This is a genomic window from Mesorhizobium sp. ESP6-5 (genome assembly GCF_020164695.1).
GTDB classification, from domain to species: domain Bacteria; phylum Pseudomonadota; class Alphaproteobacteria; order Rhizobiales; family Rhizobiaceae; genus Mesorhizobium; species Mesorhizobium australicum.
In genome coordinates this window covers 47,847-67,689 of sequence record NZ_JAIUGR010000010.1, presented here as the reverse complement: position 1 = coordinate 67,689, position 19,843 = coordinate 47,847, and the positions used below count along the sequence as shown (strand labels likewise).

The 19,843-nt window shown below is 64.2% G+C and carries 23 protein-coding genes; 9 read left to right on the top strand and 14 right to left on the bottom strand.

From position 1 onward, the window contains the following. Positions 1 to 14: 14 nt before the first annotated feature. From LB524_RS17700 to LB524_RS17665, 8 genes are all read right to left on the bottom strand, one after another. The gene (locus LB524_RS17700; RefSeq protein ID WP_224528835.1) at positions 15 to 1,451 is read right to left on the bottom strand and encodes an MFS transporter; all 1,437 of its coding nucleotides are present in this window, start codon (positions 1,449 to 1,451) and stop codon (positions 15 to 17) included. Positions 1,452 to 1,728: 277 nt separating this feature from the next. After that, entirely contained in the window at positions 1,729 to 2,211 is a 483-nt protein-coding gene (locus LB524_RS17695) for a DUF992 domain-containing protein (RefSeq protein ID WP_015315773.1), read from the bottom strand. 90 nt (positions 2,212 to 2,301) lie between these two features. Then, positions 2,302 to 2,778 carry a DUF992 domain-containing protein gene (locus tag LB524_RS17690; RefSeq protein ID WP_224528833.1) on the bottom strand — a complete coding sequence of 159 codons (477 nt, stop codon included), beginning with the start codon at positions 2,776 to 2,778 and terminating at the stop codon, positions 2,302 to 2,304. A 208-nt stretch (positions 2,779 to 2,986) separates the two neighbouring features. Beyond that, positions 2,987 to 3,829 (bottom strand): tetratricopeptide repeat protein, encoded by an 843-nt coding sequence (locus tag LB524_RS17685; protein WP_015315775.1) that lies wholly within the window; start codon positions 3,827 to 3,829, stop codon positions 2,987 to 2,989. A gap of 139 nt (positions 3,830 to 3,968) precedes the next feature. Further along, positions 3,969 to 4,235, bottom strand: coding sequence for a 30S ribosomal protein S21 (gene rpsU, locus LB524_RS17680; RefSeq protein ID WP_010911429.1), 267 nt, complete (start codon positions 4,233 to 4,235; stop codon positions 3,969 to 3,971). Between the two features lie 175 nt (positions 4,236 to 4,410). Next, the gene (locus LB524_RS17675; protein WP_140661742.1) at positions 4,411 to 4,797 is read right to left on the bottom strand and encodes an SET domain-containing protein; all 387 of its coding nucleotides are present in this window, start codon (positions 4,795 to 4,797) and stop codon (positions 4,411 to 4,413) included. A 127-nt stretch (positions 4,798 to 4,924) separates the two neighbouring features. Continuing rightward, positions 4,925 to 5,683 carry an SDR family oxidoreductase gene (locus LB524_RS17670; RefSeq protein ID WP_224528831.1) on the bottom strand — a complete coding sequence of 253 codons (759 nt, stop codon included), beginning with the start codon at positions 5,681 to 5,683 and terminating at the stop codon, positions 4,925 to 4,927. Between the two features lie 102 nt (positions 5,684 to 5,785). After that, a complete protein-coding gene (locus LB524_RS17665; RefSeq protein ID WP_224528819.1) occupies positions 5,786 to 6,127 on the bottom strand; it encodes a DUF2568 domain-containing protein in 342 nt (113 codons plus the stop codon). 230 nt (positions 6,128 to 6,357) lie between these two features. Between LB524_RS17665 and LB524_RS17660 the strand changes: the two genes are divergently transcribed. From LB524_RS17660 to LB524_RS17625, 8 genes are all read left to right on the top strand, one after another. Next, positions 6,358 to 7,611 (top strand): sarcosine oxidase subunit beta, encoded by a 1,254-nt coding sequence (locus LB524_RS17660; RefSeq protein ID WP_140661744.1) that lies wholly within the window; start codon positions 6,358 to 6,360, stop codon positions 7,609 to 7,611. Positions 7,612 to 7,613: 2 nt separating this feature from the next. Next, the gene (locus tag LB524_RS17655; RefSeq protein ID WP_041163669.1) at positions 7,614 to 8,036 is read left to right on the top strand and encodes a hypothetical protein; all 423 of its coding nucleotides are present in this window, start codon (positions 7,614 to 7,616) and stop codon (positions 8,034 to 8,036) included. Positions 8,037 to 8,047: 11 nt separating this feature from the next. After that, positions 8,048 to 8,344, top strand: coding sequence for a sarcosine oxidase subunit delta (locus LB524_RS17650; RefSeq protein ID WP_015315781.1), 297 nt, complete (start codon positions 8,048 to 8,050; stop codon positions 8,342 to 8,344). Then, a complete protein-coding gene (locus LB524_RS17645; protein ID WP_224528817.1) occupies positions 8,341 to 11,334 on the top strand; it encodes a sarcosine oxidase subunit alpha in 2,994 nt (997 codons plus the stop codon). Before LB524_RS17650 ends, LB524_RS17645 begins: the two co-directional genes overlap by 4 nt. Then, on the top strand, positions 11,327 to 11,908 hold the full coding sequence (locus tag LB524_RS17640) for a sarcosine oxidase subunit gamma (RefSeq protein ID WP_015315783.1): 582 nt from the start codon (positions 11,327 to 11,329) through the stop codon (positions 11,906 to 11,908). The genes LB524_RS17645 and LB524_RS17640 overlap by 8 nt, the downstream gene beginning before the upstream one ends. Before the next feature lie 58 nt (positions 11,909 to 11,966). After that, the gene (locus LB524_RS17635) at positions 11,967 to 12,191 is read left to right on the top strand and encodes a hypothetical protein (RefSeq protein ID WP_041163323.1); all 225 of its coding nucleotides are present in this window, start codon (positions 11,967 to 11,969) and stop codon (positions 12,189 to 12,191) included. Positions 12,192 to 12,267: 76 nt separating this feature from the next. Continuing rightward, positions 12,268 to 13,053, top strand: a complete 786-nt coding sequence (locus LB524_RS17630; RefSeq protein WP_224528815.1) for a ThuA domain-containing protein — start codon at positions 12,268 to 12,270, stop codon at positions 13,051 to 13,053. Next, positions 13,053 to 14,102: a Gfo/Idh/MocA family protein gene (locus tag LB524_RS17625; protein WP_140618774.1), complete on the top strand. Its 1,050-nt coding sequence runs from the start codon at positions 13,053 to 13,055 to the stop codon at positions 14,100 to 14,102. Before LB524_RS17630 ends, LB524_RS17625 begins: the two co-directional genes overlap by 1 nt. 49 nt (positions 14,103 to 14,151) lie before the next feature. On the opposite strand, the gene LB524_RS17620 is transcribed toward LB524_RS17625, so the two are convergent. The 6 genes from LB524_RS17620 to LB524_RS17595 form a co-directional block, all read right to left on the bottom strand. Further along, on the bottom strand, positions 14,152 to 14,400 hold the full coding sequence (locus tag LB524_RS17620; protein WP_140875158.1) for a DUF680 domain-containing protein: 249 nt from the start codon (positions 14,398 to 14,400) through the stop codon (positions 14,152 to 14,154). Between the two features lie 185 nt (positions 14,401 to 14,585). Further along, complete coding sequence (locus tag LB524_RS17615; protein ID WP_140618770.1) at positions 14,586 to 15,230, bottom strand: TetR/AcrR family transcriptional regulator; 645 nt, start codon at positions 15,228 to 15,230, stop codon at positions 14,586 to 14,588. Positions 15,231 to 15,321: 91 nt separating this feature from the next. Next, entirely contained in the window at positions 15,322 to 16,098 is a 777-nt protein-coding gene (locus LB524_RS17610; RefSeq protein WP_140661749.1) for an SDR family NAD(P)-dependent oxidoreductase, read from the bottom strand. 3 nt (positions 16,099 to 16,101) lie between these two features. Continuing rightward, entirely contained in the window at positions 16,102 to 17,136 is a 1,035-nt protein-coding gene (locus LB524_RS17605) for a phosphotransferase (protein WP_224528800.1), read from the bottom strand. Continuing rightward, positions 17,133 to 17,618 carry a MaoC family dehydratase gene (locus LB524_RS17600; protein WP_023770549.1) on the bottom strand — a complete coding sequence of 162 codons (486 nt, stop codon included), beginning with the start codon at positions 17,616 to 17,618 and terminating at the stop codon, positions 17,133 to 17,135. The genes LB524_RS17605 and LB524_RS17600 overlap by 4 nt, the downstream gene beginning before the upstream one ends. A 39-nt stretch (positions 17,619 to 17,657) precedes the next feature. Beyond that, on the bottom strand, positions 17,658 to 18,473 hold the full coding sequence (locus LB524_RS17595; RefSeq protein WP_224528797.1) for an SDR family oxidoreductase: 816 nt from the start codon (positions 18,471 to 18,473) through the stop codon (positions 17,658 to 17,660). A 113-nt stretch (positions 18,474 to 18,586) separates the two neighbouring features. Between LB524_RS17595 and LB524_RS17590 the strand changes: the two genes are divergently transcribed. Continuing rightward, the gene (locus LB524_RS17590; protein ID WP_224528795.1) at positions 18,587 to 19,828 is read left to right on the top strand and encodes an acyl-CoA dehydrogenase family protein; all 1,242 of its coding nucleotides are present in this window, start codon (positions 18,587 to 18,589) and stop codon (positions 19,826 to 19,828) included. Positions 19,829 to 19,843 lie beyond the last annotated feature (15 nt).

Sequence of the window (19,843 nt, the reverse complement as noted above, 5' to 3'; positions counted from 1 at the left end):
CCGATAAACCTGCGTCAGCCGATCGCCTCCAGAGGCCGATTTGCCGCCGCCGATATCCGCAAGGCGGCGAGACAGCCCAGAATGCCGAGTGGCACGAAGGCAAGGAACAGCCAGCTCGCGACATTGGCCGCCGCGTCGTGATTCAGGCCTTGCGAAAAGCCGCTGGCATTGGCGACGATGCCGGCAATAGCGGCGCCCACGGCATAGCCGATGCGCTGCATGGTCGGCACCGCCGCCGAGGCGATGGTCTGCTCGTCGTCCGGTGCGGAGGCGACGATGACGCGGGTCAGGAACGGCCAGGCAATGCCGAAGCCGCCGCCCTGCAGCAGGGCGCAGACCAGGATCAGCGGGATCGAGCCCAGCGGTATCGTGTAGGCGAAGCCGGCGATGCCCGCCGCGATCATCAGCGCGCCGCAGACGATGATCAGCCTTTCGCGTCGCGGCGGCGCGTTGGCGACGAGGATCGACAGGATCGACCAGGCGATCGATTCGGCGGCGATGATGTAGCCGGTGGTCAGCAGCGGAATGTCGTGCAGGCTGGTCAAGAGCAGCGGCCCGTAGACGCCGAAGGAGCAGGTCGCGATGGAAAAGGCGGCGACCATCGTCATGCCGGCGCCGACCGGCGTGCGCCAGGAGAACAGCCGCGCCGGGAACAGCCTGGAGCGCGGCTTCAGCGCGTCGACGTAGAAAAACAGCGCGAGGCCCGTCAGGCCCAACAAGATCAGCAGCGAGGAACGCAACAGGGCGATGTCGACGCCGGCCGAGGCGATCAGCAGCACGGCGACGGCAAGACAACCAAGCGCCACGAAAGGGAAGGGCGGCGCCTTGCCGGCACTCGTGCTGGGTTTCTTCGCCTCCGGCGTGTTGAGTACGAGGAAGCTTGCCAGCGCCATGGCGGTGCCACCGAGTGTGAAGACGCCGAAGGCCCAGCGCCAGGACAGCAATTCGGTCATAACAGCGCCGAGCAACGGTCCGCTGAACGCCGCGACGCCCCAGATAGCCGACATGATACCGAAAAGCTGCGGCCAGATGGCACGCGAAAACAGCCGCTCGACCGAGACGAAGGCCAGCGATACCAGCGCGCCGCCGCCGAGGCCCTCGATCAAGCGGCCGGCAAGGAACAATTGCATCGACGGCGAGGTGGCGCAGATCAGCGCGCCGGCGGCATAAAGCAGGGCCGCGACCACCATGTTGGTGCGCAGCGGAACATAACTCACCAGGCGTCCGGCGGCGGCACCGGCGACGATGGCGCCGAGTTCGTAGATCGCCAGGGACCAGCCGACGAGCTGTACGCCGGCCAGTTCGCTGACCATGGCCGGCATGACCGTCGCCACCATCGTCTCATTGGTGGCGTGCAGCAGGATGCCGAGGCTGATGAAGCAGAAGCGGGCGAGGTCGCCGCTTGCCCACAATGCGCGCCAGTCGACCTTGTTGCTGGTGATTTCAGTCATGTTCACCCCTGCCTTTGCCTATCTCGCTTGTAGCGCATGGTGCCAGAGGCCAGTGCGGGCTTCCGGCAGGACCATAAGGATCGACAGCGCCGTATCCAGGCGCTGTCTACCCAAGGGCAGGCTTCTAAAACCTCAAGCATGGTTGAGTTCAAGCGGCTTTTTTGCAGACGTCGCGAAGCCTCTCAATTTCGTCATCCTCGGGTCTGCGCCGCGTCGCTACGCTCCTAGCTCCGCCCGTGGATGACGAATCGCTGCGGAAGCCGCCCTCATGGCCCAGTCAATTCTCGGTGCTGCGCAACTGGAATTGGCTGACGCCGATGGCGAGATTGATGCCGGTCTGCGTCTGCAGGCTGAGCGGCTGCAGGGTAAAGGCCTGCGAGGAGCCGCCGACCAGGAGATTGGCGCCGGCGCCGACGGCGGCGGTCACTTCGGCGCTGGCGCCGATATAGTCGCCGGCCAATGCACCCGGCGCGTAGATGTTCTTCAGCGGCGTCAGCACCAGCCAGCGCATCACCGCCTGCTTGGTCGTGCCGATGTCGAGGCCGTATTTGTTGACGGCCCCGAAATAGGCTTCCGGCGCGAAGCTCTTGTCGGCCGGGGTGAAGGTGCAGCTCAAATCCTTGCTCGAGCCGAAGATGAAGCCGGTGCCGCCCGATATGGCGCATTCAAGCGCACCGAGTTCGATGCCTTGGTCCTGCGCTCGTGCGGCGCCCGCAAGCATGATCGTGGTCGCGGCAGCGGCGATGGCTGTCCTGAACATGGCGGTCCCTCAAAATCAAACGGCGCGGAACCATACTATCTGGTTCCGCGCCGCAGGGTGAGGGGTCGTGGAGCGCGTGGCTCCGTGCAATCACTTGAGCGAGTGGATCAGCTCCAGCGAGGTGACGGCGACCGCCAGGTTGACGCCGGTCTGCGCCTGGACGCTGAGCGGCTCCAGCATGAAGGCGCTGTCGAAGCCGCCGACCAGCAGGTTGGCGCCGCCGCCGGTGACGACGCTCGCCTCGGCGTTGACGCCGTAGTAGCTGCCGGCAAGGTAGCCCGCGTCACGGTCGCGGGTCGCGGCAAACACCGCCCAGACCAACTGGCCCTGGTGCGTCTTGCCGAGATCGACGCCGAGCTTCGAGATGACGCCGGTGTAAATTTCAGACGGCCCGTGATGATAGGGCCGGAACACACAGGACACGCCCTTGTTGGAGGTCACGAGATAGCCGGTGCCGCCATCGATGGTGCAGTCGAGCGTGCCGAGCTGCAACCTGCCGGCGCTGGCCGGGGCGGCAGCGAACATAGTCGTTGCAAGGGCGGCAGCGCAGACGAGTTTCTTGATCATGGGAGGGTCCTTTCGCAATCGGTCTTCAGTAACGTCTCGAGCGCCGCGACCGTTCCGCCGAAAACTTGGCGCGAACAAGGCGAGGGTTAACGGCTTGTCGCGGGGGTTAATACAGGGTTGCCGGATTGGCGGCGATCTTCAACGCCGCGTGTCCTTTCGGATACGCACGATGCAGTGCGCACCTTGCCGTGGGCCTGATGAGCCGACGTCAGCTGACGCGGGCGAGGCCGTCCTTGGCCGGCTGGTAGCTGGGGTTGAGGCGCACAGCCTCGCGATAGGCCTTCGCCGCCTTTGCCTTGTCGCCGCGCCGTTCGTAGATCAGCGCCTGGTTGGCCCAGGCCTCGGCGTTCTGGCCGTCGAGCTTGATGGCCATGTTGAAATCGGAGAAGGCGTTATCCTCGTCGCCGGTCGCCAGATAGGAGAGGCCACGGCCGTTGTAGGGTTCGGCGGCGTCGGGGGCCAGCGAGATAGCGGTCGAGAAATCCTCAATGGCGAATTTGTGCTGGCCCTGGCTCTGATAGATCAGGCCGCGATTGTGATAGGCGCGGGCGTCCGTCGTGTCGAGCTGGATCGCCTTCTGGAAGTCGTTGAACGCATCCTGGGTGCGGCCCGCCTTACGGTAGAGATTGCCGCGGCCGATATAGGCGGCGTCATAATTGCCGTTGATCTGGATCGAGCGATTGTAGTCGGCAAGGGCTGCTTCCTGGTTGCCGAGGAAACGCTGGATGAGGGCCCGGTTCGAATAGGCCTGGTAGAAATTCGGATTGAGCTGGATGGCCTGGTTGAAATCCTTGAGCGCCGCCTGGTACTGGCCGCCGCGGCCATAGGCCGAGCCGCGGACATTATAGCCTTCCGGATCCTGGGGATTGCGCTGGATGACCGCCGACAGCGAGGAGATATTCTCGCTCGACCCTTGCGCCTTGTCGATGTTGTTGAATTCACCGGCCGGCCCCGATGTCTGGCAGCCGGCAAGCATCAGTCCGGAAAGCAGGGCCGCTGTCAGGGCGAAACCACGCAATGCGGTCCCGCGCTCCACGCTTGTTGCGTTCATGTCTGCCCTGTCCTCACTTGCGCCGTCGTTCAGGTCCGGTTCCCCCCTCCGGGCCGGTCACATCAAAATAAAAGGGTGGCGGCGATTCCGCATCGCGCCACCCTGGTATCCTTCGAAAAGGACGAAATATTGGCGATAGTCAGCGCGGCGGACGCGCTGCACCGGCGGCACCGCCAGCAGCGACCGGACGTGGGGTCATTGGCAGCAGGCCTTCGCGCTGTGCGCGCTTGCGGGCCAGCTTGCGGGCGCGGCGAACGGCTTCGGCCTTTTCACGGGCGCGCTTCTCGGAAGGCTTCTCGTAGTGGCCGCGCATCTTCATTTCGCGGAAAATGCCTTCGCGCTGCATCTTCTTCTTGAGCGCGCGAAGCGCCTGATCAACGTTATTGTCGCGGACGAGTACCTGCACGGGCAATCCTGTCTTTCGGGTTTGATATCAACAGGCAAGCAGCCATAGCCGCAAGCCTCCGCGGCGCTCGACACCACGAATTGTGGCGGCTGATAGCAGAATCAAGCCTCGCTGTCCACAGTCGAAATGAGAGACGACAGCCAAATTGCCACGTCGCCTTGAGATAGTGTGCCCGTTACGCCGTCGCCAGGTGCAGCCGCTCGAAATCCTCGAAGAACTCACCGTAGTCGCAGGTGATCTCCTCGTCGACGGCGATATCCCGGGTCGCGGTCGCACCGCCATATTGCGAAAAGTCGGTGTTCGGGGTCGCCGAATGGTTCATGAAGCGGCCATTGTCGACCTCGTAGACCATGAAACCGGGCTTGTCCGGGCTCGGATAGGCATAGCGGTCGAGCAATTCCTTCAGGGGCTGGGGTGCGGCCTCATATTTGTCCATCGGAATCAGCCGGTCGAAATCCGGATCCAGGCGCCAGATCGAGGCGCCCTTCCGGATTGGTTCGGCGGCGAACATGCCGACGCCTTCGATTGCGCTCTGGGCGACATAGGTTCGGACCAGCATCATGGTTTCACAACCCGTCTTGGCAAGAAGACCCGTTTCGACAGGAAACGGAATCGCCAAATCGCGCCGAAAAAGCAAGAGCGGCGGCCTGCGTCACAACGACGAACAGGCAGTTCTCCGTAAAAATCCTTCACGTCCGGTTGATCGACACACCGCCATCGGCAAACAACGCGGTACCCGTGGTGAAGCTCGAGGCGTCAGAGGCAAGGTAAAGCGCCGAGCGGGCGATCTCTTGCGGCTGGGCCATGCGTTTCAGGGCATGGAGGCCCTCGACGAAGGCGCGGGCCTCGGGTGTGGTCGTCGTCGCACCCGGTGTGTCGGTGCCACCCGGCAGCAGCGCGTTGACGCGCAGTCCCTTCGGTCCATATTCGGCGGCCAGCACCTGCGTCAAACCGATCAGGCCTGCCTTGGCGGCAGCGTAGGCGGCCATGCCGGGCATGCCGGCGGTGTAACCGACAAAGCTCGATGTGAAGATCAGCGAGCCGCCGCCGCGCTCCAGCATGGCGGGTATCTGATACTTCGCGCCGAGAAAGGCGCTGGTCAGGTTGGTATCCATCGTCCCGTGCCATGTCTGTGCCGACATGTCGGGGACGGAGCCCATCAGTCCGACGGAGCCGGCATTGTTCAATGCGATGTCGAGGCCGCCGAAGCTGCCGACCGCCAACTCGACGAGGGCTTTCGCATAGGTCTCGTCGGTGACATCTCCCGCGAGAACGACGGCCGTGCCGCCGGCGTCCTCGATTTCGACTGCGAGTGCATCAAGCGCCGTTTGGCGGCGAGCGGAAATGACGAGCCTGGCGCCTTCCTCGGCGAACAGCTTTGCCGTGGCGCGGCCGATGCCGGAACTGGCACCGGTGACGATGGCGATCTTGTTGGCGAGTGCGAGCATGTTTGGCATCCTTGTCCTTCGCGCCAGCTTCGCCGGCGATCGGATGCTTGGTCGCAAATCGGCAGAACAGCAGCCACCCGAAAGCTGCAGAGATTCGCGCCACTACCGCCGCAGCAGCCATGCCAGACGATCCAGCGAGAACGCGTAGCTGATGACGATCAGCAAGGCCATGATGATGGCCGTAATGGTATGGCCCGCCAAATGGAAACCCGCGGCGCCGCCGAACAGGACGATGAATTCCAGCGCCAGCCTGACAGCGCCCGGCACAGGCACCGGTGCCCGGCCCGACCGGCTTGGATCGTTGAGGACCGCAAAGATACCCCATGCCGCGGCTGCGGCGAGCGGCAAGGCAATGGCGAGGACCCAACGCCACGCTTCGTCCGAAAGGCTCCAGCCTGCCATGCCGAGGCCGAGCAAGGCGGCAAGCTCCAGCAGGAAGCGCAATGTGAGATTCCACCAGGCGTTGCCCATCATCATCCTCCGAATCCCAGCGCCGAGAAGTGTGACTGAAGGCAATCATGGGAGCCAGGCCGGATAGCTCTTTTTCAGCGCGGCGCAAAACGGCAAGCGCCGTCGCAAACAGCGCAAGGGTGGCAGCGCTGTTTCGCTAGTGATACACCTCGCGCGCCGGGGCTTGATGATGAACGCCCGGCTGCCATTTGCGAGGCTGGAACGTGAAGAAATATTCGGTATTCGCCATCGCCCGCGAAGCCATGCGCGGCCACAAGGGCTGGGAGGAACAATGGTCCTCGCCGGAGCCGAAGAAGGAATACGACGTCATCATCGTCGGTGCCGGCGGCCATGGGCTCGCGACCGCCTATTACCTCGCGACCGTGCACGGCATCACCAATGTCGCGGTGCTGGAAAAGGGCTGGCTGGGCGGCGGCAATACCGGCCGCAACACCACCATCATCCGCTCCAACTATCTTTATGACGAGAGCGCCGGGATTTATGACCATGCGCTGAAGCTCTGGGACGGGCTCTCCCAGGAGCTCAACTACAACGTCATGTATTCGGCGCGTGGCGTCATGATGCTGGCGCACAATGTGCACGACATCCAGGTGCTGAAGCGCCATGTGCACGCCAACCGGCTCAACGGCATTGACAATGAATGGCTGACACCCGAGCAGGCGAAAGCATTCTGCCCGCCGCTCAACACGTCCAAGGACGCACGCTATCCGGTGGTCGGTGCGGCGCTGCAGCGTCGCGGCGGCACGGCGCGCCACGACGCGGTCGCCTGGGGTTATGCGCGCGGCGCCTCGGCGCGCGGCGTGCACATCATCCAGAACTGCGAGGTGACCGGCGTCAAGCGGGCCGCCAATGGCGCGGTGACGGGCGTCGACACGACGCGCGGCTTCATCGGCGCCAAGAAGGTTGGCGTCGTCGCCGCCGGACACTCCTCCGTCATCATGAACATGGCCGGCGTGCGCATGCCGCTGGAAAGCTATCCGCTGCAGGCGCTGGTGTCGGAGCCGATCAAGCCGGTCGTGCCTTGCGTTGTGATGTCGAACACGGTGCACGCCTATATCTCGCAGTCCGACAAGGGCGAACTGGTGATCGGCGCCGGCACCGACCAGTATGTCTCCTATTCGCAGACCGGTGGGCTGCACATTCTTCAGCATACGCTCGACGCCATCTGCGAAATGTTCCCGATCTTCACGCGCATGAAGATGCTGCGGTCGTGGGGCGGCATCGTCGACGTCACACCCGACCGCTCGCCGATCCTGGCCAAGACGCCGGTGCCCGGCCTCTACGTCAATTGCGGCTGGGGCACGGGCGGCTTCAAGGCGACGCCGGGGTCCGGGCATGTCTTTGCCCACACCATCGCCAAGGACGATCCGCACCCGATCAACGCGCCCTTCACCATCGAGCGCTTCCGCACAGGCCGCCTCATCGACGAGGCGGCGGCCGCGGCGGTGGCGCACTGATGATGATGGCCGAGGTGGCAGTCGCGGTGCCGCTGATGCTGGCGGGGGAACAGGGCATGTTCCATGTTCCGACGGCGCAGGAAGTGCGGCTGCAGCCGATCAGCCGTGCGGGAAACGAGACCGGCTGGCCGTTTTCTGTCGACGAGGGAATGCTCGCCTGCGTCTGGAGTGTCGGCCAGAAAGTGGTGATGTTCTTCGAAGGCAGGCCGTACGGGCTGGATGAAGACGAGGATTTCCAGCCGCGTGGCGTCATCGTTACGACAGATCCGATGCAGCTGACGCTCGGCAACATGGCCAACCGCGATCTGTTCAGCGCGGCGACGAGCGTCGAGGAGCGGCTGCGGCTCGTCGCTCCCTTCATGACTATGGGCCAGAAGCTTTGCGATCAACCGGCTGGCGCGCGCGTCGGCCACGGCGAATTGTAGGAACAAACACGATGCTTCTCATCCGCTGCCCCTATTGCGAGGAAGAGCGCCCGGAACTCGAATTCCGCAACGCCGGCGAGGCGCACATCGCACGCTCGGCCAACATATCAGGCGAGAGCGACGACGACTTCGAGAAGTTCTTCTTCATCCGCTCCAATCCAAAGGGCATTATCTATGAGCGCTGGCGCCACATGCATGGCTGCGCGCGCTTCTTCAACGCGGTGCGTGACACCGTCACTGACAAGTTCGTCATGACCTACAAGGCCGGCGAACCGAAACCCTCCAAGCTGCCCGGAGTAGCGAAATGAGCGGCGCGTTGCGCATTCCCGGCGCCGGACGCCTCAGCCAGGCCAAGACCGCGCGGTTCAGCTTCGACGGCCAGTCCTATGAGGGCATCGAGGGGGACACTCTGGCCTCGGCGCTGCTCGCCAATGGCGTGCATCTGGTCGGCCGATCGTTCAAGTACCACCGCCCGCGCGGCATCCTGTCGGCCGGCGCGGAAGAGCCCAACGCGCTGGTGCAGATCGTGCGCGACGACGCGCGCAAGACGCCGAACGTGCGCGCCACCGTGCAGGAGCTCTATGACGGGCTCGCCGCCAATTCGCAGAACCGCTGGCCGTCGCTGTCCTTCGATGTCAGCGCGGTCAACGACCTGGCCTCGCCGCTGTTCTCGGCCGGCTTCTACTACAAGACCTTCATGTGGCCGAAGGCGGCCTGGAAGAGCCTTTACGAACCCAAGATCCGCGAAGCCGCCGGCCTCGGTGTTTCGCCCGACAAACCCGATCCCGACCATTATTCGTCGCGCTACGCCCATTGCGACGTGCTGGTTCTGGGCGGCGGCGCGGCCGGCATCGCGGCGGCACTTGCCGCGGCGGAGACCGGCGTGCGCGTCATCCTGGCCGACGAGCAGGCCGAGTTCGGCGGCAGCCTGCGCTTCGAATCTGGTGCGAAGATCGACGGCCAGGACGGCTTTGCCTGGGCACAAGCGGCGATCGCCAGACTGAGCGCGATGGACAATGTCCGGGTGCTGCCGCGCACCACGGCGTTCGGCTATTACGCGCAGAATTTCGTCGGTCTGGTCGAGCGCGTCAGCGATCACCTGAAGGTCCCCGGCCACGATCTGCCGCGCGAACGGCTCTGGCAGGTCCGCGCCAAGCGCGTGGTGCTGGCCTCCGGCGCCATCGAGCGTCACATGGTGTTTGCCAACAATGACAGGCCCGGCATCATGCTGGCGGGTGCGGCGCGCACCTTCCTCAACCATTATGGTGTCGCGGTTGGCCGGAATGTCGGCGTCTACACCGCCAACGATTCGGCTTACGGCGCCGCGATCGACCTGAAGAAGGCCGGCATCAACGTGGCGGCGATCGTCGATTTGCGTGACAACCCGACCGGCCCGGTGATCGATGAGGCCAGGGCCCTCGGCATCGAGATCAATTTCGGCCGTGCAGTGATCCGCGCCGGCGGCAAGCTACGCGTGTCGTCGATGACGGTGCAGCCGAAGAATGGCGGCGGCGAACGCACTATTCCCGTCGATGCGATCCTGATGTCCGCCGGCTGGACGCCGTCGGTGCATCTGTTCTCGCAATCGCGCGGCAAGGTTGCCTTCAACGACGAGACCAAGCGCTTCGTGCCTGGCACCTACGCGCAGGACTGCGTGTCGGTCGGCGCCTGCAACGGCACCGACGGCCTGACGGCGACCGTGGACGAGGCCTATGCGGCGGGCGCCAAGGCGGCGAAAGAAACAGGCGGCAAGGCGTCCAAGGGCACCAAGCCGAAGGTCGAAGCCTCGGAAAGCTGGTCGCGCGGCATGCTGGGTGCTGGCCCCGGCGCCGGGCCGGACACGACGGTGAAAGCCTTCGTCGATTTCCAGAACGACGTGACCGCCAAGGACATCCGCCAGGCGGTGCATGAAGGCATGCGCTCGATCGAGCATGTCAAGCGCTTCACCACCAACGGCATGGCGACCGACCAGGGCAAGACCTCTAACATGCACGGACTGGCGATTGCCGCCGAAACGCTGGGCAAGCCGATCCCGGAAGTCGGCCTGACCACGTTCCGCGCGCCCTACACGCCTGTCACCTTCGGCGCGATCGTCAGCCACGCGCGTGGGCCGCTGTTCGACCCGACACGCAGAACCGCGATCCATCCCTGGGCCGAGGCGCAAGGCGCGGTGTTCGAGGATGTCGGCCAGTGGAAGCGCGCCTGGTACTTCCCCAAGGCAGGCGAGGACATGCATGCGGCGGTCGGCCGCGAATGCGTCGCGGTGCGCAACCAGGCCGGCCTGTTCGATGCGTCGACGCTGGGCAAGATCGAAGTGGTCGGCCCCGACGCGGCGAAGTTCATGGAACTGCTCTACACCAATCCGTGGGAGAAGCTGGAGCCCGGCCGCTGCCGCTATGGCATCATGCTGCGCGAGGACGGCTTCATCTATGATGACGGCGTCGTCGGCAGGCTGGCGCCGGACCGCTTCCATGTAACGACGACGACGGGCGGCGCGCCGCGCGTCATGAACCACATGGAGGATTACCTCCAGACCGAGTTCCCGCATCTTAATGTCTGGCTGACCTCGATCACCGAGCAGTGGGCGGTCATTGCCGTCCAGGGGCCGAAGTCGCGCGAGATCATTGCGCCGCTGGTCGAAGGCATCGACATGTCCGACGAGGCGCTGCCGCACATGTCGGTGCGCGAGGGCAAGATCTGCGGCGTGCCGACGAGGCTGTTCCGCATGTCGTTCACCGGCGAGCGCGGTTTCGAGGTCAATGTGCCGGCCGACCATGGCCAGGCGGTCTGGGAAGCGTTGTGGGCCGAGGGCCAGAAGCATGGCGCCACCGCTTACGGCACCGAGGCGATGCACGTGCTGCGCGCAGAGAAGGGCTACATCATCGTAGGCCAGGATACGGACGGTACGGTGACGCCAAACGATGCCGGCCTCGACTGGGCGGTCGGCAAGAAGAAGGCCGATTTCCTCGGCATTCGCGGCCTGACGCGGCCTGATCTCGTCGCCAAGGGCCGCAAGCAACTGGTCGGCCTGAAGACCAAGGATCCAAAGGTGGTGCTGGAAGAAGGCGCGCAGATCGTCGAGGATCCCAAGCAGGCGATCCCGATGAAGATGATCGGCCATGTCACCTCGAGCTATTGGTCGCAAAATTGCGGCCGTTCCATCGCGCTGGCGCTGGTCGCCGGCGGCCGTGACCGGATGGGCGACACGCTCTATGTGCCGATGCCGGACGGGGTGATCGAAGTGGAGGTTACCGGCATGGTGTTCTTCGACGAGACGGGAGGGCGCCTCAATGGCTAAGGCTGCTGCAAAGACGGCCACGATGGCTTCATCATCAGCAGAGCGGCGTCCGGCATTGGCCGGGCGCACTGTCTCCGCAACGAGTGTCAAGGTCGAAGTGCTGCCGCCGGCCGAGCGTATCTCTCTGCGCGCCCCGGAGGCTTCAGTCGCCGCTTTGTCGAAGGCGCTCGGCCTGACCTTGCCGAAGAAGCCGAAAACCTCGGCGTCGAAGGGCGGGCGTACGGCGTTGTGGCTTGGCCCGGACGAGTGGCTTGTCATCGACGAGGCCGGCAAGGACCCACTCGCCGATTGCGCAGGAGTTTCCGCCTTGCATTCGTCGGTCGGCATCTCGCATCGCAACATCGCGATTTTAGTCGCCGGTCCGGCGGCGGAAGCCGCGATCAATTCGGGCTGCCCGCAGGACCTGTCGCTCGACGCCTTCCCGGTGGGCGCCGCTTCGCGCACCATTCTCGGCAAGGCCGAGATCGTGCTGCTGCGCACGGCCGACGAGGCCTTCCGGGTCGAGTGCTGGCGTTCCTTCTCGGACTATGTCTTTACTTTCCTGTCCGAGGGGGCCCGCGACGCCGCCGGCTGACCCCGGAACGTTTGCCGCCCGCGTCCGTTGAGCGGCGACAGTCGAGGGAGAGATGCCGATGCCGTCGAAGTCCGCGCCGAAATCGCCGAAAACCGCGGCGGTCCGTTCGCTCGAACATGAGCGGCATTACGAGGCCGACGCCGAAGAGGAACTTGAGGAAGGCCTCGAGGACACGTTCCCGGCCAGCGATCCCGTGTCGATTACCGGGTCGTCCATTCCTGGAGCACCGGCGAAACCCGGCAAGGCCAAGACCGTCCCCGGCCGCAAGACCCGCAAACCCTGATTTCAGAATTTTTGGCTGACGGCCTCTTCCCAAGACCTCCGTGGATGCGATATTCAAAGCGCTTTGGAGAGGAAAAATGCCTGTTAGAGCCGTTGTCTGGGGTGAAAACGTCCATGAACAGACCAATGCCGCCGTGCGCGACCTCTATCCGCTGGGTATGCATGGCACCATTGCCGCCGCACTCAACCAGGACAAGGACGTCGAAGCGACCACCGCCACCTTGCAGGAACCCGAGCATGGCCTGAGCGAGACGCGCCTAGCCGCCACCGACGTGCTTTTATGGTGGGGCCATGCCGCCCACGGCGAGGTCAAGGACGAGATCGTCGAGCGCGTGCAGAAGCGGGTCTGGGAAGGCATGGGGTTGATCGTGCTCCATTCCGGCCACTACTCGAAGATCTTCAAGCGGCTGATGGGCACGCCCTGTTCGCTGAAATGGCGTGAGGCGGGCGAGCGCGAGCGTGTCTGGGCGATCAACCGCGGCCACCCGATCGCGCAAGGCATCGGCGAATGCCTGGAGATCGGCGAGACGGAAATGTATGGTGAGCCGTTCGCCGTGCCGGAGCCGCTGGAGACGGTATTTATCTCCTGGTACGAAGGCGGCGAGGTGTTCCGATCGGGGCTGACCTATCAGCGCGGGGCGGGAAAAATCTTCTACTTCTCGCCGGGCCATGAGACCTATCCGATCTATCACAATAAAGGCGTTCAGCAGGTGCTGCGCAACGCCGTGCATTGGGCGCATAACCCGGCCCCGGCCTGGTCCGGCATCACCAATGCGCCAAACGTGCCGACGGACAAGGCCAAGGAGAAGATCGTCCAGAAAGGCCTGCGCCTGCATGCGGACGGTGACAAGGGGCTGAGCTGATGCACCGCCTGCTCTTGCTCGGCACCGGTTGGATCGCGGCGCATCATATCGAGGAGTTCGGGCAGGTCCCGGGCTGCGCCATCGTCGCTTGCGTGGACCACCTGCCGGGCCGCGCGGCGGCGTTCGCAGCCGCCAACAAAATAGGCAATTTCTTTGAAAGCCTCGATGCGGCGATCGCTTGGGGCGAGTTCGATGCCGCCATCAACGCCACGCCCGACCAGGTTCACAAGGCGACTACGCTGGCCCTGCTGGCCGCCGGGAAACATGTGTTCTGTGAAAAGCCGCTGGCGCCGAACCACGCCGATGCGCTTGCGATGAGCGATGCCGCCGAGGCGGCCGGGCTCGTCAACATGGTCAACCTGACCTATCGCAACACTCCGGTGATCCAGGAGGCGCGGCGCATGGTGCAGGCCGGCGAGATCGGCGAGTTGCGCCATGTCGAGGCGAGCTACCGGCAAAGCTGGCTGGTCAGCAAGTTCTGGGGCGATTGGCGGGTCGACGACAAATGGCTGTGGCGCCTGTCGGGCCGGCACGGTTCGACAGGCGTTCTGGGCGACGTCGGCATCCATATCCTCGACTTCGCGACCTATGGGGCGGCCGAGGATATCGTCAGCCTGCATGCCGATCTTGTGACCTTTCCGAAGGCGGAAGGCGATCGCATCGGCGACTATGTGCTCGACGTCAATGACAGCTTGGCGATAACGGCGCGGCTCGGTTCAGGCGCGCTGGCCACGATCATGGCCAGCCGCTACACGACAGGCCACGGCAATGATTTGTCGCTGGCCCTGCACGGTACCAAGGGCGCGATCAAGGTCGAGACCGACGGCAAGGTTTCGAAACTGTCCGCTTGCCTGGGTGACGACGTCGATCAGCACCGTTGGCGGACGCTGACGCCACCTGGCGTCAAGCACAACGCCCGGCGCTTTGTCGATGCGCTGGACACGGGACAGAACGGCGATCCGTCGTTCCGGCGGGCCGCCGACATGCAAAGGCTGATCGACGCGGCCTTCGAAAGTTCAGCGACCAAGCTGCCGGTCTCGATCGGCTGAAATCATCATCTGGCCGGCTGAGCCGGCCAGAACCGACTCTCCGAAAATCTCAGTAGGCGCTCGGCATGATCCACGGGTTCACCGTGATGCCGAGCCGGGGACCCTTGCCGTCGGTCGTGGCTTCCGTGGAGGCCTTCTTGCCGACCGAGCCGGTCGAAGCGCAATCGAGCTTCACATTGGTCTTGGTGTCGACGCAGGTCGCGGCGGGAACGTGCTTGACCGCGTGGGTGGCGTCGGCGGCAAAGGCGGAGCCCGAAAGTGCCAGCACGGCGGCGAGGGTGAGGAGTGTCTTTTTCATGGTCTGTCTCCGGTTTCGGCGGGTGAATTCTTTTCCGTACATGTACGTTGGTTCGTACAAATACGTCCGTCGATCGCGAAGTTCAAGAGAAAATCGTACGCGTACGGTAGTTTTTTGTTAACCAAGAAACTCGCCGCGGCGGGCTCGGGGCTATGCGGAATCTGGGAGAACAAAGGATATAGCGCTCAGCAGTTGACCGGTGTCTCGGTCAGTGGCGGCACATATTGCGTGCTGAGCGTGGCAAGGGTGAAGTCGCACATCCGCTTCACGAAAGCCTGCGGGTCGCCGAACGGGTAGAAGGGGAAGGTGATCAAAAGCGAGATCGTGCCATGGCCGACGGCCCACAATATGGTGGCGATGGCGCGTGGATCGCCATGCAATTTGCCGGCGGCGACACAGGCCTCGACCCTGCTGATCAGCGCCTTCATTGCGGGGTTGCTTTCCTCCATGTCCTCGTAGCTCCTGCCTTCCGGCAGCTTGGTCTTTTCGGTCATGAAGACGGTGCGGTATTCGTTGGGGTTGCCGAGCCCGAAGGCGGCATATTCGGTCATGACCGCCTGCAAGGCCTCGATCGGATCGTCGGACGGGTGCTCCTCGATGCGTCGGGCGAGCGTTTCGAACGCGTCCTCGGCCAGGGCGAACAGGATGTCCTGCTTGTCGGCGAAGTAGGAATAGACCGACATCGGCGCATAGCCGACCCGCTTGGCCAGCTTGCGGATGGTCAAGCCTTCATAGCCTTCTTCCTGGACGAGCTTGTGCGCGGCCGCGACAAGCTCCGAGCGCAGTTCGGCCTTTTGTTTCTCGCGGCGTTTCTGGACGCTCAGCGGCAAGTCCGTTGCCCTTGTCTGGTTGGTGCCTGGCTAAATTATATACGCTGTACGGAAACGGACAAGGGCGCCGCGGGTTCCCATGCGGCAGGCGTCAGATCGCGCCGACACCGCCATCGATGGCCAGCGCATGGCCGGTCATGAAGGAATTGGCTGGGTCGGCGGCAAACAGGATGGCCGTGGTGATCTCGTCGACTTCCGCCACGCGCTTCATCGGTATGCCACGGGTCAGCTCGGCCAACGCCTCTGCCTCCGGAATGCCGGAGACGCTCACGAAACCGTCTATCATGCCCGTTCTGGTGTGGGCGGGGCAGATGGCATTGATGCGCAGACCCTTGCTGGCATATTCGACCGCCGCCGACCGGGTCAGGCCGATCACGCCATGCTTGGCGGCTGCATAGACCGAAAGCTTCGGCGCGCCCGAAAGGCCGGCGGCCGAGGCAATGTTGACGATGGCGCCGCCCTTGCCGGTCGCCTTGAACTGCCGCTCCATTTGCGGGATCTGGTGCTTCATGGCGTAGAAGACGCCGAGCAGGTCGATCTCGAGCACCCGGCGGGCTTCGTCCGATGGAACCTGCGGCAGGCGCACGAAACTCTGAACGATGCCGGCATTGTTGACGGCGACATCCAGGCGGCCAAATTTTTCCAACGCCAGCGCCACCAGTGCTTCCGACAGTGCCTCCTCGGCAATGTTGCCTGCCAGCATCGCGGTCTCGGTATCGAGCGTCTCGGCGAAACTCATCAGGGCCGTTTCATTCAGGTCCGAGAGAACCAGCCGGGCGCCTTCGGCGGCAAAGCCCTTGGCGGCGCCACGGCCGAGGCCGCCGGCCGCGCCCGTGATCAGCACCGTGGCTCCATCAAAGCGGCCCATTGCTTAGTCTTCCTTGTCGATCAGCTCGGCGGCGAGGTGCGACAGCAGCTTCACCGCCTCGCCATAGGTTCTGGCTTTTTTCGGATTGGAAGCATTGCCGTCCAGCGCCCGCTTGTAGACACCCTGGCAGATTGCCGCCAGACGGAAGAAGGAGAAGGCGAGGAAGAACGTCCAGTTGCCGATGCCGGCGAGACCGCGCCGCCGGCAATAGGCAGCGACATAGTCCTCTTCCAAGGGCAGGCCGAGTGCCGGGCGATCGATGCCGCCAAGGCCGCGAAAGCCGGAGGCATGCGGCAGGCGCCATTGCATGCATTGATAGGCGATGTCGGCGAAGGGGTGGCCCGATGTCGACAATTCCCAGTCGAGCACCGCCAGTACCCTCGGCTGGTCCGGCGCAAAGATCAGATTGTCCAGCCGATAGTCGCCATGCACCAGCGATATCAGGCCGTCATCGACCGGCAGGTGGGTTTCCAGCCAGGCGATCAGCCGGTCCATGTCGGCAATGATGCCGGTTTCGGAAGCACGGTACTGGCCGGTCCAGCGTGCCAGCTGCCGCTCGAAGTAATTGCCGGGGCGTCCGAAATCGCCAAGACCCACGGCCTCGACATCGACATCGTGCAGGGCGGCGAGCGTGGCGTTCATGGCGTCGTAGATCGCGGCGCGTTCCTCGTTGCCGTGCGCCTCCGGCAGTGCCGGATCCCAGAAGATGCGGCCGTCCAGGAAATCCATGACGTAGAACATGCGGCCGATGGGCGAATCCTCGGTCGACAGGTGCAGCATTTCGGGCACTGGTACGGCGGTGCCGGAAAGCGCCTTCATCACACGGAATTCGCGGTCTACTTGGTGAGCCGATTTCAGGAGTTGGCCTGGCGGCTTGGCGCGCAGCACGTAACGGCCGCTTGCCGCCGTCAGGAGATAGGTCGGGTTGGATTGGCCGGATTTGAATTTTTCGATGGCCGCGAGTCCGGAAAAACCCGGGATATGCGCGTCGAGGTAAGGCGCGAGCGTCGCCTGGTCGAGCGCGTTGGCCTCGTTCATGCTGTCTCGGGCTGGCGTTCAAGTAAGGTCAGCGTCAGCCAACGGGCGGTGAGCGCCGGTTTTTTGGAGCCTTCGATCTCGATGGTCACGTCGTGCGCCGTCTGCACCCAGCCCGACGGCCTGACCTTGACGTCGGCCAGCACGAAACGGGTGCGGATGCGCGCGCCGGTCTTCACCGGGGCGAGAAAGCGCAGCGAATCGAAACCGTGATTGACGCCCATCTTGCCGTTTTCCAGCGGCGGCATGGTCTCGAACGTCATCGCCGACAGCAGCGACAGCGACAGGAAGCCATGCGCGATGGTGCCGCCGAACGGCGTTTCGCGCTTGGCCCGCTCCGGATCGCAGTGGATGAACTGGTGGTCGTCGGTGGCGTCGGCGAACTGGTCGATCATGCGTTGCGTGACCACCCGCCAGGGCGAAACGCCGACCTCCTTGCCGACACTGGCCAGAAGCACATCGAGACTGATTGGTTCCACGCTCATGTCCTCCAGTTCACCTCCGGCTTCTGCGGCCGGAAAATGTCATTCCTTGAACAAGGTCAACCCATGCTGCACCGACTGCCCGCCGTCGATCGGAAGGATGGCGCCGGTGACATAGCTGCCTCCACGGCTGCACAAATAGAGCGTTGCGCCGGCAATGTCATCCGGTGTGCCGATGCGGCCGATCGGGACATGGCCGCCGACATGCCTGGCCTGCTCGTCCGTGCCGGTGGCAAATGCGGTCATACGGCTCTGGAAGGGACCGGGGGCAAAGGCGTTGACGGTGATGCGGCGGCCGGCGAATTCGAGCGCCAGCGTGCGTGTCAGGTGATGAACGGCCGCCTTGGAGGCGGTGTAGGAATAGGCGTCGTCGGCCAGCGGCTGCGTTCCCATCACCGAGCCCAGATTGATCACGCGGGCAGGATCTTCGTCGCTGGCGGCGGCATCGAGCAGCGGCAGCAATTCGCGCGTCAGATGGAAAACCGCGGTGACATTGACGCCGAACACCTTGGCCCATGCCGAATAAGGGAAGCTCTCCAGCGGCGCACCCCAGGACACGCCGGCATTGTTGATGAGGATATCGAGTTTGCCGGTGCGCGCCTTGACCTCGCCGACCAAGGCGGCAATGCCGGCCTCGCTGGAGACGTCGCCGGCAAAGCCTTCCGCTTGGCCCGGAGCGCCAAGCCCGTTCAATTCACTGGCCACCTTGACGCAGTCCTCGCCCTTGCGCGAGGCGATCATCACGCTGGCGCCGGCCTTGATCAGCGCGGTCGCCGCCATGCGGCCGATGCCGGTCGCGGCTCCCGTCACCAGCGCGGTCTTGCCGGTGACCGAAAACAGCTCGTCCAGATAGCTCATCACAATCCTCCGCACGGCCTGCGGGCAAACAGTTCGCGTTGACAAGGCTATCCGAAGTACGGTCATCCTTGCCACTGACAAAATGCCCGGCCTGCATGAAGGGTTAGCGACCGATGACGGAGATGAATCTCGGCATGACCGAGCGGTTGAAGCCGATCCACGCCCGCGTCGCGGCCATGGTGCGCGACGAGATCATGCCGCTCGACAAGGAATTCCTGAGCGAGGTCGGCAAGGCCGGCGACCGTTGGGTCTACAGCAAGCGCCAGAGGGAGATCCTTGAGGGTTTGAAGAAGACCGCACGGGAGCGCGGCCTGTGGAACTTCTGGCTGACCGGCTCGGAACGCGGCTACGGCCTGTCCACCGTCGAATACGCCTATTTGGCCGAGGAGATGGGCAAGGCGCATCTGGGCGCCGAAACCTTCAACTGCTCGGCACCCGACACCGGCAACATGGAGGTTCTGGAACGCTACGGCTCGGCCGAGCACAAGCGGGAATGGCTCGAGCCGCTGCTGGACGGAAAGATCCGCTCGGCCTATCTCATGACGGAGCCGGACGTCGCCTCCTCCGACGCCACCAACATTTCCATGCGCTGCGAGCGGCAGGGCGGCGACTATGTGCTCAACGGCGAGAAATGGTGGGCGTCGGGTGCCGGTGATCCGCGCTGCGCCATTTACATTGTCATGGTGCGGACCGCCGGCGATGAAGAGCCACAGCACCGCCGCCATTCGATGATCCTGGTTCCCTCGGGCGCGAAGGGCGTGACCAAGGTCCGGGCGATGCAGGTCTATGGCGACGATGACGCGCCGCATGGCCACATGCATCTTCGCTTCGACAATGTGCGGATATCGACGTCGAACCTGATCCTCGGCGAGGGCAGGGGCTTCGAAATCGCGCAAGGCCGGCTCGGCCCCGGCCGCATCCATCACTGCATGCGCGCCATCGGCCAGGCCGAGATGGCGCTGGAGATGCTATGCCAGCGTTCCCTACGCCGCGAGGCCTTCGGCCAGAAGCTGGCGAAACTCGGCGCCAATCTCGACATCATTGCCGAATGTCGCATGGAGATCGAGATGGCCCGGCTGCTCTGCCTCAAGGCGGCATGGATGATCGATCAGGGCGACGCGCGGGCCGCGGCCCCCTGGATCAGCCAGATCAAGGTCATCGCGCCGCGTGTGGCGCTCAAGGTCACCGACGAGGCGGTGCAGATGTTCGGTGCGCAAGGCATCAGCCAGGATACGCCTCTCGCCCGCTCGTGGACGCATCTCAGGACGCTGCGCCTCGCCGACGGGCCGGATGCAGTGCATCGGCGGCAGGTGGCGCGCATGGAGCTGAAGAAATACACGCAGGAAAAGGTCTGAGCGCTGCCCGGCAGC